This window comes from Neorhizobium puerariae (assembly GCF_042429745.1).
Classification (GTDB): domain Bacteria; phylum Pseudomonadota; class Alphaproteobacteria; order Rhizobiales; family Rhizobiaceae; genus Neorhizobium; species Neorhizobium puerariae.
In genome coordinates, this window is record NZ_JBHMAA010000004.1 from 108,077 (window position 1) to 124,231 (window position 16,155).

General features: G+C 62.2%; 16 protein-coding genes. 12 read left to right on the forward strand and 4 right to left on the reverse strand.

Annotation, left to right across the window (positions count from 1 at the left end):
- The first annotated feature begins 3 nt into the window (after positions 1-3).
- From urtD to ureG, 12 genes are all read left to right on the forward strand, one after another.
- Complete coding sequence (gene urtD, locus ACFFP0_RS02670; protein ID WP_377255743.1) at positions 4-765, forward strand: urea ABC transporter ATP-binding protein UrtD; 762 nt, start codon at positions 4-6, stop codon at positions 763-765.
- A gap of 59 nt (positions 766-824) precedes the next feature.
- Positions 825-1,520 (forward strand): urea ABC transporter ATP-binding subunit UrtE, encoded by a 696-nt coding sequence (gene urtE, locus ACFFP0_RS02675; RefSeq protein ID WP_377255746.1) that lies wholly within the window; start codon positions 825-827, stop codon positions 1,518-1,520.
- 307 nt (positions 1,521-1,827) lie between these two features.
- Positions 1,828-2,886 (forward strand): CE1 family esterase, encoded by a 1,059-nt coding sequence (locus ACFFP0_RS02680; RefSeq protein WP_377255749.1) that lies wholly within the window; start codon positions 1,828-1,830, stop codon positions 2,884-2,886.
- Positions 2,823-3,668 carry an urease accessory protein UreD gene (locus tag ACFFP0_RS02685; protein ID WP_377255752.1) on the forward strand — a complete coding sequence of 282 codons (846 nt, stop codon included), beginning with the start codon at positions 2,823-2,825 and terminating at the stop codon, positions 3,666-3,668. Before ACFFP0_RS02680 ends, ACFFP0_RS02685 begins: the two co-directional genes overlap by 64 nt.
- Positions 3,669-3,687: 19 nt before the next feature.
- The gene (locus tag ACFFP0_RS02690; protein WP_377255755.1) at positions 3,688-3,990 is read left to right on the forward strand and encodes an urease subunit gamma; all 303 of its coding nucleotides are present in this window, start codon (positions 3,688-3,690) and stop codon (positions 3,988-3,990) included.
- 19 nt (positions 3,991-4,009) lie between these two features.
- Positions 4,010-4,315, forward strand: a complete 306-nt coding sequence (locus tag ACFFP0_RS02695; RefSeq protein ID WP_377255759.1) for an urease subunit beta — start codon at positions 4,010-4,012, stop codon at positions 4,313-4,315.
- Positions 4,312-4,719 (forward strand): lysozyme inhibitor LprI family protein, encoded by a 408-nt coding sequence (locus ACFFP0_RS02700; protein WP_377255762.1) that lies wholly within the window; start codon positions 4,312-4,314, stop codon positions 4,717-4,719. Before ACFFP0_RS02695 ends, ACFFP0_RS02700 begins: the two co-directional genes overlap by 4 nt.
- 60 nt (positions 4,720-4,779) lie before the next feature.
- Positions 4,780-6,489 carry an urease subunit alpha gene (ureC, locus tag ACFFP0_RS02705; protein ID WP_377255766.1) on the forward strand — a complete coding sequence of 570 codons (1,710 nt, stop codon included), beginning with the start codon at positions 4,780-4,782 and terminating at the stop codon, positions 6,487-6,489.
- A 207-nt stretch (positions 6,490-6,696) separates the two neighbouring features.
- Complete coding sequence (locus tag ACFFP0_RS02710) at positions 6,697-7,239, forward strand: peroxiredoxin (RefSeq protein WP_377255769.1); 543 nt, start codon at positions 6,697-6,699, stop codon at positions 7,237-7,239.
- Between the two features lie 131 nt (positions 7,240-7,370).
- Entirely contained in the window at positions 7,371-7,859 is a 489-nt protein-coding gene (gene ureE / locus ACFFP0_RS02715; protein ID WP_377255772.1) for an urease accessory protein UreE, read from the forward strand.
- 6 nt (positions 7,860-7,865) lie between these two features.
- Positions 7,866-8,537, forward strand: a complete 672-nt coding sequence (locus ACFFP0_RS02720; RefSeq protein ID WP_377255775.1) for an urease accessory protein UreF — start codon at positions 7,866-7,868, stop codon at positions 8,535-8,537.
- Between the two features lie 45 nt (positions 8,538-8,582).
- Positions 8,583-9,194, forward strand: coding sequence for an urease accessory protein UreG (ureG, locus tag ACFFP0_RS02725; protein ID WP_377255778.1), 612 nt, complete (start codon positions 8,583-8,585; stop codon positions 9,192-9,194).
- 129 nt (positions 9,195-9,323) lie between these two features.
- Here the strand turns inward: ureG and ACFFP0_RS02730 are convergent, their stop codons facing one another.
- From ACFFP0_RS02730 to ACFFP0_RS02745, 4 genes are all read right to left on the reverse strand, one after another.
- Complete coding sequence (locus ACFFP0_RS02730) at positions 9,324-10,007, reverse strand: Crp/Fnr family transcriptional regulator (protein WP_377256039.1); 684 nt, start codon at positions 10,005-10,007, stop codon at positions 9,324-9,326.
- Positions 10,008-10,304: 297 nt separating this feature from the next.
- Entirely contained in the window at positions 10,305-13,640 is a 3,336-nt protein-coding gene (locus ACFFP0_RS02735; protein ID WP_377255781.1) for an efflux RND transporter permease subunit, read from the reverse strand.
- A 32-nt stretch (positions 13,641-13,672) separates the two neighbouring features.
- The gene (locus tag ACFFP0_RS02740) at positions 13,673-14,866 is read right to left on the reverse strand and encodes an efflux RND transporter periplasmic adaptor subunit (protein ID WP_377255784.1); all 1,194 of its coding nucleotides are present in this window, start codon (positions 14,864-14,866) and stop codon (positions 13,673-13,675) included.
- A 296-nt stretch (positions 14,867-15,162) separates the two neighbouring features.
- Complete coding sequence (locus ACFFP0_RS02745) at positions 15,163-16,128, reverse strand: ABC transporter substrate-binding protein (protein WP_377255787.1); 966 nt, start codon at positions 16,126-16,128, stop codon at positions 15,163-15,165.
- Between the last annotated feature and the right edge of the window lie 27 nt (positions 16,129-16,155).

Sequence of the window (16,155 nt, forward strand, 5' to 3'; positions counted from 1 at the left end):
ACGATGAACACGATTGCTGAAACCAGATCGAAAAGTCTTCTCTATCTCGAAAACGTCTCCGTTTCCTTCGACGGCTTCAAGGCGCTCAATTCGCTGTCCTTCGTGGTGGAGCCGGGCGAGCTGCGGGCGATCATCGGCCCGAACGGCGCCGGCAAGACGACGATGATGGATATCATCACCGGCAAGACGCGGCCGGATACCGGCATCGTGCTTTTCGAGGATACGATCGATCTGACCAGACAGGACGAGGCGGATATCGCCCAGCTCGGCATCGGCCGGAAATTCCAGAAGCCGACCGTGTTCGAAAGCCATACGGTCTGGGACAACCTGGAACTGGCGCTCAACCGTGACCGCGGTGTCTTCGCGACGCTGTTCTATACGCTGACGCCCGAGGACAAGGCGCGTATCGAGGAAATCCTCGATACGATCCGCCTGACGCATCGCAGGCAGGAATATGCGGCCAATCTCAGCCACGGCCAGAAACAGTGGCTGGAGATCGGCATGCTGCTCGCGCAGGAGCCGAAGCTGCTTCTGGTCGACGAGCCGGTGGCGGGCATGACGGACGCGGAAACGGCGGAGACGGCGGTGCTTCTGAAGAAGATCGCCAGGACACGCTCGGTCGTTGTCGTCGAGCACGACATGGGCTTTATCCGCGAACTCGGCGTCAAGGTGACGTGCCTTGCGGAAGGTTCGGTGCTGGCCGAGGGCTCGATCGACTTTGTTTCAAACGATCCGAAGGTGATCGAGAACTATCTGGGGCGGTAATTACGGGCATTGCGTTGAGGGAGTGAAACCTCCCATGACGGGGCCAGGGAAGGTGCGGCATGCTGACAGTCAACAACGTCAATCTTCACTACGGCGCGGCGCAGGCGCTGCGAGGCGTTTCGGTTAACGCCGAGATGGGCAGGATCACCTGCGTGCTTGGCCGCAACGGTGTCGGCAAGAGCTCGCTGCTGCGCGCCGTGACGGGACAGCATCCGGTGAGCGGCGGCACGATCAGCTTTCAGGGCGAGGTCCTGAACGGACTTCCCCCTTACGCTCGCGCCAAGCATGGCATCGGCTACGTGCCGCAGGGGCGTGAAATCTTCCCGCTGCTGACGGTGCAGGAAAACCTGGAGAGCGGCTATGCGCCGCTTGCGCGCAGGGACAGGTTCATCCCCGACGAGATATTCTCGCTGTTTCCGGTGCTGAAATCGATGCTCGGCCGGCGGGGCGGAGACCTTTCCGGCGGCCAGCAGCAGCAGCTTGCGATCGGCCGCGCCATGGTCACCCGCCCCAAGATCCTCGTGCTGGATGAGCCGACCGAAGGTATCCAGCCGTCGATCATCAAGGATATCGGCCGGGCGATCCGGTATCTCCGCGACACCACGGGCATGGCCATCCTTCTTGTCGAACAGTATCTCGATTTCTGCCGGGAGCTTGCGGATCAGGTCTACATCATGGATCGCGGCGAGATCGTGCATGAAGGGGCTGCCGAGACGCTGGATACGCCGGAAGCCAGGCGGCACCTGACGGTGTGACCCGCTGTTTTTACTGGTGAATGTTTGTATCGCGTCGCAGCATTTCGTGCGTTTCATCATGGGCTGATATGTGTTACCAAGGCGGCGTTTGAAGCAAACACCCGCACATTGTTGATACACCTCTTGCACCCATGATGAGGCGCTGATGGATTTCGTTCGCGTTGCCGGTATCTCTTCCAGTCCTGCTCTTGCCCGTTTGTTCGCGGCAGGGGCGGTTTTTTTAGGCGCCACGACTTTTTTAGGCACCATGACCGGCAATGCCTTTGCAGCGGGATGCGGCCTGCCCATGCAGCCGGGACTTCACCCGATGACCATCGAGAGCGATGGCGTCGCCCGGTCGGCCGTCTTCTTCATTCCCTCATCTTATAGCGGCAAGGACAAGGTTCCGGTCGTTTTCGATTTCCATGGCAGCCACAGCAATCCCCGGGGACAGTTGAACAGGAGCGCCTGGGACAAGGTCGCGGAGAAGAACGGCTTCATCGTCATGGCGCTCCAGGGCAGCCTGCCCGGCAATTCCACCGGCACCTATGCCTGGAACGTGCCCTATGTGACCACCCAGGCGGGCGGTCTTGACGAGATCGAATTCATCGAGGACGCGGTGGAAGAGGCCAAGGAGGAGTTCTGCGTGGATTCGGCGCGCATCTATGCCTCCGGCTATTCGGGCGGAGGGCGGATGCTGTCGGCCTATCTCTGCTCCGGCCATGACGAATTTGCCGCCGCGGGCTTCGTGCATTCCCTGCGCGCCGGCCGGCCGATGGAGGTCGACGGCAAGTGGCTGCCCGAGCAGGCGAACTGCAATCCCGCCCGGCCGATCTCGATCATGGCGTTTGCGGGTGTGAAGGACGACGCCAACCCCTATGCCGGCGGCGGCGGGCCTTACTGGCAATACGGTTTCAAGATTGCCGTTCAGCGCTGGACCGAACTCGATGGCTGCAAAGGCAACGGCGATCCGAAGACGGTGGATGACGTGACGTTCAGCCTCTATGGCGCATGCAAGAACGGTGCGCGCATCGCATCCTATGTTTTCGCCAACGGTACGCATGTCTGGCCGAGGCCGGCGCCCGCCACGGAGGCCGTGCTGACCGCGGCGAGAGAAGGCGCCGCAGGCGTCACCAAGGTGGCTGCGGTTACGGCCGTCAAGCCGGCCTTCGATCCGAATGTTGATCCGGCGTCACGGATGTGGGAGTTCTTCAGCAAGGCCGACAGCACCGATGTGATCGCCACCGCCGCTCCCGCTACCGCCAAGTCTGGCACGGCTGTTGCATCGGATTGCGGAAAGCAAGCCGATCTTCAGGGGACGACGTGCAACAGCAACCAGCCGATCGATACGCGCCGCAGCGTGCAAGGGGGGCAGGACGCCTTGTGACCAAGGCGTTCGGCGAGCGGACGAGGCTTGCCGAATTCTTCCAGGAAGGCTGCGCAAAAATACGCCTTCCGGAAACATTTTCGCCTGAAATGGAGGCGATTCTCATCAATACGTCAGGGGGACTGACGGGCGGCGACGTGATCGAATGGTCCGTCGCCGCCGCGGCCTCCACGAAGCTTTCGGTCACCACTCAGGCGAATGAGAAGATCTACAAGGCCGCCGCCGGCACGGCTTCCGTCTCCACCCATATCACGGTCGGCGAAGACGCCAGTCTGCATTGGCTTCCCCAGGAAACCATTCTTTTCGACCAGGCTTCGCTGACGCGCCGGCTTGACGTCGATCTTGCCGAAACCTCCGAATTCCTGGCCGTCGAAGCCGTATTGCTCGGCCGCAAGGCGATGGGCGAGGCGGTGCGCGGCGGCCTCTTCCGCGACCGCTGGCGGGTGCGCCGCGCCGGCCGGCTGATCCATGCTGAGGAGATGAAATTCGAAGGAGAGATCGAGCGGCTTTCCCAGGCCGCCGCCGTGCTGTCCGGACAGGTCGCTTTTGCGACGCTCTTCTATTCGGGGCCGCTTGCCGAGGTGCTTTTCCCGAAGCTGTGGGCATGCCTGGATGGCACGTCCGGAGGAGCAAGCCTGTGGACTGGCGGAGCCAGCCACTGGAACGGCAAGCTGATCGCGCGCCTCGTGGCACCGACCGGCTTTGACCTTAGGAAAATCCTGGTACCGGCAATTTCCGTATTGCGTAACGGCGCGCCAGTGCCGAAAGTCTGGAACATCTGAAGTCGAACGCGGTGCTTTCATGAATCTGACGCCCAGAGAAAAAGACAAACTGCTGATCGCCATGGCGGCGATCGTCGCCCGCCGCCGGCTGGAGCGCGGCGTCAAGCTCAACTATCCCGAAGCGATCGCGCTGATCACCGATTTCGTCGTGGAAGGCGCGCGTGACGGCCGTTCCGTCGCCGATCTCATGGAAGCAGGCGCGCATGTCGTTTCCCGCGATCAGGTCATGGAGGGGATCGCGGAGATGATCCACGACGTGCAGGTGGAAGCGACCTTTCCCGATGGCACCAAGCTCGTCACCGTGCATGAACCGATACGTTAAGCGATTGGGAGGTTGATTCATGATTCCGGGCGAAGTCATTGCCGCCGCAGGCGAAATCGAGCTGAATTCCGGCGCTCCGACGATCACGGTCGAGGTGTCCAACACCGGTGACCGGCCGGTTCAGGTCGGCAGCCACTATCATTTCTTCGAGACCAATAACGGCCTCTCCTTCGACCGGGAGAAGGCGCGCGGCATGCGGCTCGACATACCGGCCGGCACGGCGGTGCGTTTCGAACCCGGCCAGACCCGGCAGGTCACGCTGATCCCGCTTTCGGGAAAACGTGCCGTCTTTGGTTTCCAGCAGCAGATCATGGGTGCATTGTGAAGATTACGATTGCCGCTCTCTTTCTGGCGCTTTCCGCCGTGCCGGTGCTTGCCCAGGAACCGAAGCCTGATTGCAAGAACCCGATAACGCAGATGGAAATGACCTATTGCGAAGAGCAGGATTTGAATGCCGCCGACAAGATACTCAACGCCGAGTATCAGAAGGCCCGCAAGGTCATGAAGAAATGGGATGCGGATGCCGAGGCCAGTTTCAAGGGCGCGGAAGATGCGCTTGTCAAGGCACAGCGCGCCTGGGTCGCCTATCGCGACGCTCAATGTGCGTCCTATGGCTATCAGGCGCGGGGCGGGACGATGGAGCCGCAGCTCATTTACGGATGCCAGGCGGATCTGACCCGCAAGCGAACGGCCGAGCTGAAAGAGCTGACCAGGAACATGGGGAACTGACGCCCGTGCCGACCGAAATTCCATTGCTGCAAGCGACCGTATTCCAGAGGTAGACCGACCATGCCCTACAAGATGTCCCGCGCCGCCTATGCCAGCATGTTCGGCCCGACCGTGGGCGACAAGGTACGCCTTGCCGACACGGAACTCTTCATCGAGGTCGAGAAGGATTTCACGACCTATGGCGAAGAGGTGAAGTTCGGTGGCGGCAAGGTCATCCGGGACGGCATGGGCCAAAGCCAGGCGACGCGGGCGGAAGGGGCGGTCGACACCGTCATCACCAATGCGCTGATCGTCGATCACTCCGGCATCTACAAGGCTGATGTGGGCCTGAAGGACGGGCGCATCCATGCGATCGGCAAGGCCGGCAACCCGGACACGCAGCCGGGTGTCACCATCATCGTCGGCCCTTCGACCGAGGCGATTGCCGGGGAAGGGAAGATCCTGACGGCGGGCGGCATGGACGCGCATATCCATTTCATCTGCCCGCAGCAGATCGAAGAGGCTCTGATGAGCGGGCTTACGACCATGCTCGGCGGCGGCAGCGGTCCCGCGCACGGAACGCTCGCCACCACCTGCACCGGCGCGTGGCATATCGAGCGGATGATCGAAAGCTTCGACGCCTTTCCGATGAACCTGGCTCTGGCGGGCAAGGGCAATGCCTCGCTTCCCGCGCCGCTGGAGGAGATGATCCTCGCCGGCGCCTCGTCGCTGAAGCTGCATGAGGATTGGGGCACTACCCCGGCGGCGATCGACAACTGCCTTGCGGTTGCCGACCAGTTCGATGTGCAGGTGATGATCCATACCGACACGTTGAACGAAAGCGGTTTCGTCGAGGATACCGTTGCGGCGATCAAGGGCCGGACGATCCATGCCTTCCATACCGAAGGCGCCGGCGGCGGCCACGCGCCCGACATCATCAAGGTCTGCGGCCAGCCGAACGTCATCCCGTCGTCCACCAATCCGACCCGGCCCTATACGGTCAATACGCTCGCCGAACATCTCGACATGCTGATGGTCTGCCATCACCTGTCGCCCTCCATTCCGGAAGACATTGCCTTTGCCGAGAGCCGCATCCGCAAGGAAACGATCGCGGCGGAGGACATCCTGCACGATATCGGTGCCTTCTCGATCATCTCTTCCGACAGCCAGGCCATGGGCCGTGTCGGGGAAGTGGCGATCCGCACCTGGCAGACGGCCGACAAGATGAAGCGCCAGCGCGGACGCCTGAAGGAGGAGGCCGGCGACAACGACAATTTCCGCGTCAAGCGCTACATCGCGAAGTATACAATCAACCCGGCGATAGCCCATGGCGTTTCCCATGAGATCGGCTCAGTCGAAGTGGGCAAGCGCGCCGATCTGGTCCTGTGGAACCCGGCATTTTTCGGCGTGAAACCGGAAATGGTGCTGCTCGGCGGCTCGATCGCGGCAGCGCCGATGGGCGATCCCAACGCCTCGATCCCGACCCCGCAGCCGATGCATTACCGGCCGATGTTCGCGGCCTACGGCAAGCTCAGGACCAGTTCCTCGGTCACGTTCGTTTCGCAGGCTTCGCTCGATGCCGGCCTTGCACAGCGTCTCGGCGTCGCCAAGAAGCTGGTTGCGGTCAGGAACGTCCGCGGCGGTATTTCCAAGGCTTCGATGATCCACAATTCGGCCACGCCTCATGTGGAGGTCGATCCGGAAACCTACGAGGTGCGGGCGGACGGCGAGCTGCTGACCTGCCAGCCGGCGACGGTTCTACCGATGGCGCAGCGTTATTTCCTGTTCTGAGGCCGGTAAACCCCGGCCACGGGGAGCCGGGCGATCGACCGGCTTTTCGGCCACGTCACCCGATTCATGTATGCACGACGTGCATGGCAGCTATGCGGCCGGCCTTTCATGCTGCGCTGCAAGAGATTTTGCGCTAGCGTTTTTCCGTCTCATTGCGGCGGTTTTCGTGCCGCCTGTTCTTCCGACATTTCAGGAGAGTTGAAAGTCATGCTTATTGGAAAACGTATTCCCGATGTGACGTTCCGGACCCGCGTGCGCGACGAGTCGATCGGCGGTCCGAACCCATTCCGTTGGGAAGACAAGACGACCGCAGACTATTTCGCCGGCAAGCGTGTCGTGCTCTTCTCTCTTCCGGGCGCGTTCACGCCGACCTGCTCGACCTACCAGTTGCCGGATTTCGAAAAGCTTGCAGAGGAATTCAAGGCCGAAGGCATTGATGAGATCTACTGCATCTCCGTCAACGACGCCTTCGTCATGAATGCCTGGGGCAAAAGCCAGAACCTTGAGAACGTCAAGCTCATTCCGGATGGCTCGGGCGAATTCACTCGCAAGATGGGCATGCTGGTCGCCAAGGACAATCTCGGCTTCGGCATGCGTTCGTGGCGTTATGCCGCCGTCATCAACAACGGCCTCGTCGAGCAGTGGTTCGAGGAAGAGGGCTATTCCGACAATTGCGAAAGCGATCCCTACGGCGTTTCCTCTCCGCAGAACATTCTGGAACATCTGAAGTCGGCGAAGATCGCTGCCTGATTGCCGCTTCTTGCACCTTTGTTCAAAACCCGGGCGCAAGTCCGGGTTTTTTGTCGGTTCCGCGAAGGAGCGGCCTTGCCGATGGCGGAAAGCTTCGCGATGATGCGGTTTTGGCAGCAGGCGAGTTCCCAATGCAGCACATCCATTCCTATCATCCCGCCGGCGTCGTCACCGATCCGCCCGTGGACATCGTGACCTTGCCGCATGACCTGCGCCATCTGCGCCGCAAGCTGCTGCATCTCTCGAACGGGGACATGGTGATGCTCGACCTGAAGGAAGCGGTGCTTTTCCATCACGGCGATCGGCTGGTGCTCGACAATGGCGATACGATCGAGGTGCGGGCAGCCCCTGAAAAACTCTTCGAGGTGAAGGCGCGCGACACGCTGCACCTGATCGAGCTTGCCTGGCATCTCGGCAACCGCCACCTCTCGGCCCAGATCGAGGAAGGCCGCATCCTTATCCTGCGCGACCATGTGATACGCTCCATGCTGGAAGGGCTCGGTGCGGCCGTCGGGGAGATCGAGGAGCCGTTCCAGCCGGCCCGGGGCGCCTATCATTCGCATGGCGGGCATGGGCACTCGCACGGACATGATCATCACCATCACCACTCGCACGATTGAGCCTGCATGAACCAGGGCGTCGACACCCAGGCGCTGCTCCGGCTGATGGCCTGGCTTTCCCCGGCTTTCCCGATCGGCGGGTTCTCCTGGTCGGGCGGGCTGGAGCGGGCCGTGTTCGACGGTCTGGTGAAGGATGCCGCAAACCTTGCCGGCTGGCTCCTAATCCTGATGCGCCACGGCTCCCTGTGGAACGATGCCGTGCTGTTTGCAGAAGCGGGGCGGCGGTTCGAGGACGAAGCCGCGCTGAAGGAGGTCGCTGCCCTGGGCTTGGCGCTGGCCGGTTCGGCGGAACGATTCGCGGAGACGGCGTCGCTCGGCAAGGCCTTCGTCGTTGCGGCGTCCGCCTGGCCGCATCCGGTTCTCGACCGCCTGCCGGCAGATGTGCCATTTCCGGTCGCCGTCGGCGCGGTGGCGGCCGCGCATGGCATTCCGCCCGGACAGGCGCTTGCCGCCTATCTGCATGCGGCCGTCTCACAGGCCGTTTCGGCCGCGATCCGGCTCGGGGTTACGGGACAGGCGGATGGCGTGGCGATCCTTGCCGGTCTGGAGGCGTTGATAGGGGAGACCGCGGAGCGTGCAGCGCAGGCGACGCTTGACGATCTCGGCGGAGCCGCGGTGCATGCGGAATTGGCGTCGCTCCGGCACGAAACGCAGCATTCCCGGCTTTTCCGCTCCTGAAAGCGGGCTTAAGCTCTCCGTGAAGATTGGAAAGGACCACCACACATGAAATCGGCGAATGGCCCCTTGCGTGTCGGCATCGGCGGACCGGTGGGTTCCGGCAAGACCGCGTTGACCGAGAAGCTCTGCAAGGCGATGCGGGAAGACTATTCCGTCGCGGTCGTCACCAACGACATCTATACCAAGGAGGATGCGGAAGCGCTCGTCAGGATGCAGGCGCTTTCTTCCGACCGCATCGTCGGTGTGGAGACGGGCGGCTGCCCACATACCGCCATCCGCGAGGATGCGACGATCAATCTCCAGGCGATAGCGGGCCTCAACGAACGTATTCCGGATCTCGACGTGGTGTTCATCGAGTCGGGCGGCGACAATCTGGCGGCCACCTTCTCGCCGGATCTCGCCGATATCACGATCTACGTGATCTCCACCTGTCAGGGGGAGGAGATTCCCCGCAAGGGTGGGCCTGGCATCACCCGATCCGATCTTCTGGTCATTAACAAGAAGGACCTGGCCCCCTACGTCGGGGTGGACCTCGACGTCATGGACCGCGACGCCCACCGCATGCGCGAGGCGAAGCCTCATCTTTTCACGGACCTGAAGCGAGGCGAAGGCGTGGACCATGTGGTACGGTTCCTGAAGGAACAGGGCGGGCTTTGACAAAAAAGAAGGCCGGCGGCTCCCGATAGCCACCGGCCTTTCTGCATATCGCGGCCACCCGCCTGTGGCATGCGACATGCGCCAGGGAAAGTCGGACCCGCCAATCCGAACTCGCCTCGTTTCAGTTTTTCAGATGTTTCGCAATGCGTTCACGTCTCCGACCTGGATGACCCGGCCGCGCACCGTGACGCCGATTTTCCGGAGACTGGAGAAGGCGCGGGAGAGGGCTTCCGGAGCCAGACCCAGCATGCCCGCAAGCAGGCTCTTCTGGAAAGGCAAGCGGATGGAGGCCGGCCCGCCGTCAACCGGACAGCGGGCGAGGATGTAGTTCGCCACCCGCTGAGGCGCGGTATGCAACCTGTCGTTGGCGATGCATTCCATCGTCGAAAGGAGATGACGCGACAGGGATGTCATGATCGCCTTGGCGATGTCTGTTTCCTGTTCCGCCAGGTCCCGCACTTCCTGGATGTCAAATCGCGCAAGCGTCGTCGCTTCGGCCGTCTGGGCGTGGTAGCGATATTTCGTGCCGCCATAGAGCAGGCATTCGGCGAAGGTGTCGCCCGGAGCGCAGATGCGGACATCCGCCTCACGGCCTTCCCGGTTCAACCGGTAAAGCCGGACATAACCGCTGAGGACGCAGTAAAAGGCGTCGGCCTGCTCTCCTTCGCGGAAAATCGTCTTGCGCGTCGGAAGGCTCACCACGGTCATGTTCGTGAACATCCGGACGAGGGAATTGCCGCCCAATCCGGCCAGGAAAGGCGTCTTCATCAGCACCGCCCGATCCCGACTGGTGAGCTTGAGATTGCTATTCATCATTTCCGTCGTCTCTTCCATCGCTTGAGCCGCTACGCATTCCCAATAATGCTAAAATAACAAGTTTATGAAAGCCGTGTTTGACGCCGATCAAATCCGGTGGATTTTTCTGCAATCTTTGCGAGCTATGGCGCCGGCCTGGAAATCGGACGTGATCTCGGGGCGTGCGATGTGCGGAATCAAGGAGTTACGGCGCGATCTTTTCCTGCGGGTCATGAAGGGCGCGCGGCGCTATCATGAAAAACGCCGGACCCGAAGGCCCGGCGCTGCAGAAACGGAATTAAAAAAGAGGGACTGCTATTCCGCCGCCATCGGCGGAAGGCGGAGCACCTTGTTGCCCGTCTGGGCGCCGGACGAGCGGTCGTCGTTGGCGCTGGTCTGCCGCTCGATCTGGTTGAGGCGGTCTTCCAGGGAGGCGATCGACTGGGAATTCTTGTGGGCTTCCTTGCTGAGCTCCTCGGTGGAAAGGCCGAAATCCTCGTCTTCCTTCTTGCCGACCATGCGTCCGAAGATCTTGCCGAGCAGGCGCGAGAGATCGTCCATGATCAGGAAGAACGACGGCACGACCACGAGGGAGAGCACCGTCGAGACGATGATGCCGCCGATCACCGCGGTCGCCATGGGCGCCCGGAATGATCCGCCTTCGCCCACGCCGAGCGCGGACGGCAGCATGCCCGCCGACATCGCGATCGAGGTCATGATGATCGGCCGGGCGCGCTTGCGGCCCGCCTCCACCATGGCATGGACCCGTTCCAGGCCGTGCCGCTTCATCTCGATGGCGAAGTCCACGAGCAGGATGGCGTTCTTGGTGACGATACCCATCAGCATCAGGATGCCGATGAGCACCGGCATGGAGAGCGCATTCTGGGTGACGATCAGGCCCGCCGCCACGCCGCCGATCGCGAGCGGCAGGGAGAACAGGATCGTGAACGGCTGGATCACGTCCTTGAAGAGCAGGATCAGCACCACAAGTACCAGCATCAGGCCGAGCAGCATGGCATTGCCGAAGCTCTGCGTCATTTCGGCCTGCACCTTGGCGTCGCCGCTTTCGGCGAGATGCACGGTCCTGGGGAGTTCGGTCTCATCGACAATGCGCTTGAACTCCGCCGTCGCGGTATCGAGCGCCGTACCGAACGGAACGTCGGAGCCGATCGCCACGACGCGGTTGCGGTTGTTGCGCTTGATCGAGCTCGGGCCTTCCGAATAGTCGATGTCGGCGACGCTGTAGAGCGGCACGGTCGCGCCGGCCGCGGTCTTGATCTTCAGCGCGCGAATGGCGGCAAGATCGCGCCGGACATCGAGCGAAGCCTGTACCCGGATCGGGATCTGCCGGTCGTCCAGCGAGATCTTGGCAAGGTTGGCATCGATATCGCCGATCGTGGCGACGCGTACCGTCTCGGAGATCTGCTGGGGCGTGATGCCGAGGCGGGAGGCTTGGTCCATGCGCGGACGAATCTGCAGTTCCGGACGGGGAAGGCCACCCTCCGAGGAGACGTTGGCAAGGATCGGCGAGGCGCGCAGCTTCGATTCCAGTAGGCTGACCGCGTCGTTGAGATCATCCTCGCTCTTCGAAAGGAAGTTGAACGAGAGATCGCGCTCCGCACGGTCGTTGACCTTGGAGATGCGGATATCCGGAAGGGAGCGGACGGCCGCGAAGATATCCTTCTCGACATCCCATTGCGGACGGGTGCGGCCGTTTTCCTTTATCTTGGGCAGATAGCCGCCGATCACGGGAAGCGAGCCGAGCCCCTTGTTGACGAGCGTCTTCACCAGCGAATGGTCGATATTCTGCAGGATGACGCGCACGGTTGCGCGGCGCAGTTCGAGGTCACCCTTGGGCGAGGCGCCGCCCAGGATGAACAGGCTCTCCACGCCGTCGATATCGTGCAGGGCGTCATAGATCCTGTCCGTGGCGGCGGCGGTTTCCTCAAGGGTCGCATTCGGCGGCAGTTCGACCGAGAGCACCACGCGCGAGGAATCGTCCGGCGGCAGGAAGCTGCCCGGAACCTGCGCGAGCAGCGCCATCGAACCGATGAGGAAAGCGATGGCGGCAAGCAGCGTCGTATAACGCCAGTACCATTTGCGGGTCGTGCCGGTGACGAGCCGCGTGTAGGCTTTCATCAGGCGGCCGTCGTTGTCGTGATGGTCTTCCATGCCGTCTTCGGCGCGCATCAGATAGGCGGCCATCAGCGGCGTGATGAGGCGCGCCACCATCAGCGAGAAGAACACGGAGAAGGCGACAGTCAGGCCGAACTGGATGAAATACTGGCCCGGAATGCCCGGCATGAACGACACGGGCACGAAGACAGCGATGATCGTGAAGCTCGTCGCGATGACGGCGAGGCCGATTTCGTCGGCGGCCTCCAGCGCCGCCCGGTAGGGCGTCTTGCCCATCTTGATGTGCCGCGCGATGTTCTCGATCTCGACGATCGCGTCATCGACCAGGATACCGGTTGCGAGCGTCAGGGCCAGGAAGCTCACGAGGTTCAGCGAGAACCCCATGAGGTCCATGATCCAGAAGGTCGGGATGGCTGAGAGCGGCAGGGCGACCGCCGCGATCAGCGTTGCGCGCCAGTTCCTCAGGAAGAGGAAGACGACGATAACGGCAAGGATCGAGCCTTCCATGAGCGTGTGGATGGCCGCTTCGTAGTTGCCGTAGGTGAAGTAGACGGAGTCGTCGACCATTTCGATGGCGACATTCGGACTGGCCTTGCGGACCTCGTCGAGACTCTTTGCAACGGTCTCGGCCACGGACACTTCGCTGGCGCCCTTGGCGCGGAAGACCGCGAAGGTCACGGACGGCGTTCCGTTGAAGCGCGAAAAGGACTTCTGCTCCTCGTAGGTGTCGGTGACGACGCCGAGCTGGGAGAGCTTTACGAAACGGCCGTTGGGCAGGGTGATCGACGTGTCGGCAAGCTGCGCCACGTTGCGGGCGTCGCCGAGCGTGCGGATCGTCTGCTCGTTGCCGGCCACCTGGCCGCGGCCGGAGCCGAGATCGACGTTGGTGCCGCGCAGCTGCTGGTTCACGTCCGCCGCGGTGATGCCATAGGCATCGAGCTTGGCGGGATTGAGCGATACGCGGATTTCACGGTCGGCCCCGCCGTAACGGTCGATGCGGCCGATGCCGGGCTGGCCCTGCAGGGCGCGTTTCACCGTATCGTCGACGAACCACGAAAGCTCCTCGAGCGTCATGTTGGGCGAGGAGACCGCGAATGTCTGGATCGCCTGGCCTTCGACATCCACCTTGGTGACGACCGGCTCCTCGATGCCTGCGGGAAGGTCGCTGCGGATCTTGTCGATCGCGTCCTTGGTGTCCTGCACGGCCTCTTCGGTCGGCTTTTCGATGCGGAAAACCACGACGGTCTGCGACTGGCCGTCGGTCACGGTCGACTGAATCTCGTCGATGCCGCTGATCGAGGCGACGGCGTCCTCGATCTCCTTGGTCACCTGCATTTCGAGTTCGGCGGGCGATGCGCCGCTCTGGGTGACGGTGATCGAGACGACCGGAACGTCGATGTTCGGGAAACGGGTGATCGGCAGCGCGTAGAAGGACTGGATGCCGACATAGAGCAGCAGAGCGAAGCCGAGCAGCGGCGCAATCGGGTTGCGGATCGACCATGCGGAGAAGTTCATGGGGACTTACCTCTTGGACCTCGGTTCGCGCCTCAGTTGGAAATGGTGTCGGGTTCGGCCGGAACCGGCGCGATCCGATCGCCGTCCCGGACGAAGGCGCCAGCCTTCGCGACGACGACATCGCCGGCTTCCAGACCGCTGACAACCTGCACGAAGCCGCCATCCTGGATGCCGGTTTCGATCTTCACCTGCTTGACCACGTTGTCCTCGACCTTGCGGGCGGTGGAGCCGCCGCGGCTGGTGGTGACGGCCGAAAGGGGCAGTGCCAGCGCGCTGGTCTCGCTGATGACGATCTCGGCGCTCGCATACATGCCGGCGCGGGCTCCGCTCTCGTCGTCGATGACGACGTGGACCGAGCCGAGACGGGTGGAGGCATCGACGGTCGGAGAGACGAGGCGCACCTTGCCGTCGATCTTCTTGCTGGCGCCGGCCACGGCCACGGCCGCCTTCTGTCCGACCTTGATCTTCTGGATGTCGGTTTCGGAAAGATCGGCGACGAGTTCGATCGCGCCGTCCTTGATGATCGTGAAGAGGGGATTGCCGTTGCCGCTTGCGATCGCGCCCACCTTGGCATCGCGTGCCGAGACCACGCCGGCAACCGGCGTCTTCACGCCGGTGCGGGCAAGCCGCAGGTCGACGTCCTCGATCTGGCTGTCCACGACCTTGATATCCGATTCGCCGACCGCGACCGCCTGTCTTGCGGCATTCAGCTGTGCCTGCCGCACGTCCACGAGGGCTTCCGCCTGTTCAAGCTGGGAGACCGTGCTCGTACCGCTCTGGCTCAGCCGTTTGGTGCGGTCGCGCTGGCGCGTGGCATCGTCGAGATTGGCCTGCGCTTCGATCACCTGCGCCTTGTATTGGGCGACGGCGGCCTCGGCCTTTGCCTTGTTGGCCTCGTACTGGCTCTTCTGCAGGATGAGCGCATCATCATTCAGTGTCGCCAGCACACTGCCGGCCTTCACTTCATCGCCGATGTCGTTGTTGAGCGTCCTGATCGAAAGGCCGTCAACGAGCGGCTGCACATGGACTTCCTCGACGGGCTTGATCGTGCCGGTGGCGATGACGCGGTCGACGAGCGGCTTCGTCACCGCCTCGGTGACGACGATGGAAGGCAGATTCGGCGTTGCGGCCGCCGGGGGCGCCGCTTCCTGCGACAGGGCAGAACTCGCGGCAAGCGCGAGGAGGAGAGCCGGTATACCGGCAGACTTCGGGAACTTGCGAAACATGCGACTACGTCCGACCTGACTGTAAGGGGCAAACATCTCGCTGGGAGCCTGTCCGGCCTCGTCGCGCCCCCTCCAGCGCACGATAACCCCGGATCAAGGTGGGAACCGCATAAAACGGTTACAAGACCGGCAGCGAAAGATTCATTCAGTGCAGAACTTTTACGTGTTTGCGTCGCACAAATCAATCCGTGCTCGTTATGGGATAAATGACTTTTGGTTATATTTTGTATAAGAAAATTTCGGAGAACGCACGACCGCCGGGCGTGCGTTCTCTCCAGGTGAACAATGCGCGATTATTATTTCAATGCGGCATCGGTAACTTCGGTAGTGTAGGCGCCTTCCGGTTTCTTGTTGATGATCTTCTGGTCGAGCAGCGCCTTCACCGTGCGGTCGTAGGTCGCCATGTCCAGCTTGCCGGTACCGATCAGCTTGGCCACTTCGCCCACCATGCGCTTCTGGTGGTTCTCGTCCTGGCCGCCGTTGTCCATGACCATCCCGGCGGCCTCTTCCGGGTTCTCCAGGGCATATTTCCAGCCCTTCATCGAAGCGCGCACGAATTTGACCATGGTCTCCTTGAATTTCGGGTCCTTGAGCTTGGTGTCCATGACATAGAGGCCGTCCTCCAGCAGGTCGTTGCCCATGGCGGTATAGTTGAAGACGATCAGGTCCTCGGGCTTGAAGCCGGCGTCGATCGCCTGCCAGTATTCGTTATAGGTCATGACCGAGATGCAGTTCGCCTGCTTCTGGACGAGCGGCTGCACGTCGAAGCTCTGCTTCAGCACGGTAACCCCGTCCTTGCCGCCGTCGGTCTTGAGGCCGAGCTTGTTCATCCAGGCGAAGAACGGATATTCGTTGCCGAAGAACCAGACGCCGAGCGTGTGGCCCTTGAAGTCGGCTTCCGCCTTCACCGGGCCGTCCTTGGGGCAGATGAGCTGCAGGCCGGATTTCTGGAAGGGCTGGGCGATGTTGACGAGGGGCACGCCCTTTTCGCGGGCGACGAGCGCGCCGCCCATCCAGTCGACGATCACGTCGGCGCCGCCGCCGGCGATCACCTGCTCCGGGGCGATATCCGGGCCGCCCGGCTTGATGGTGACGTCGAGGCCTTCCGCTTCATAGAAGCCCTTGTCCTTGGCGACGAAATATCCGCCGAACTGGCCCTGGGCCACCCATTTGAGCTGGAGCGTGACCTTGTCGGCGGCCATCGCCTGGGCTGCAGCAAGCGAGAACGCGCCCGCCATCAATGCCATCATGATTTTCTTCATTGTCGTTTCCCTCTGTGGTTTTGCCGG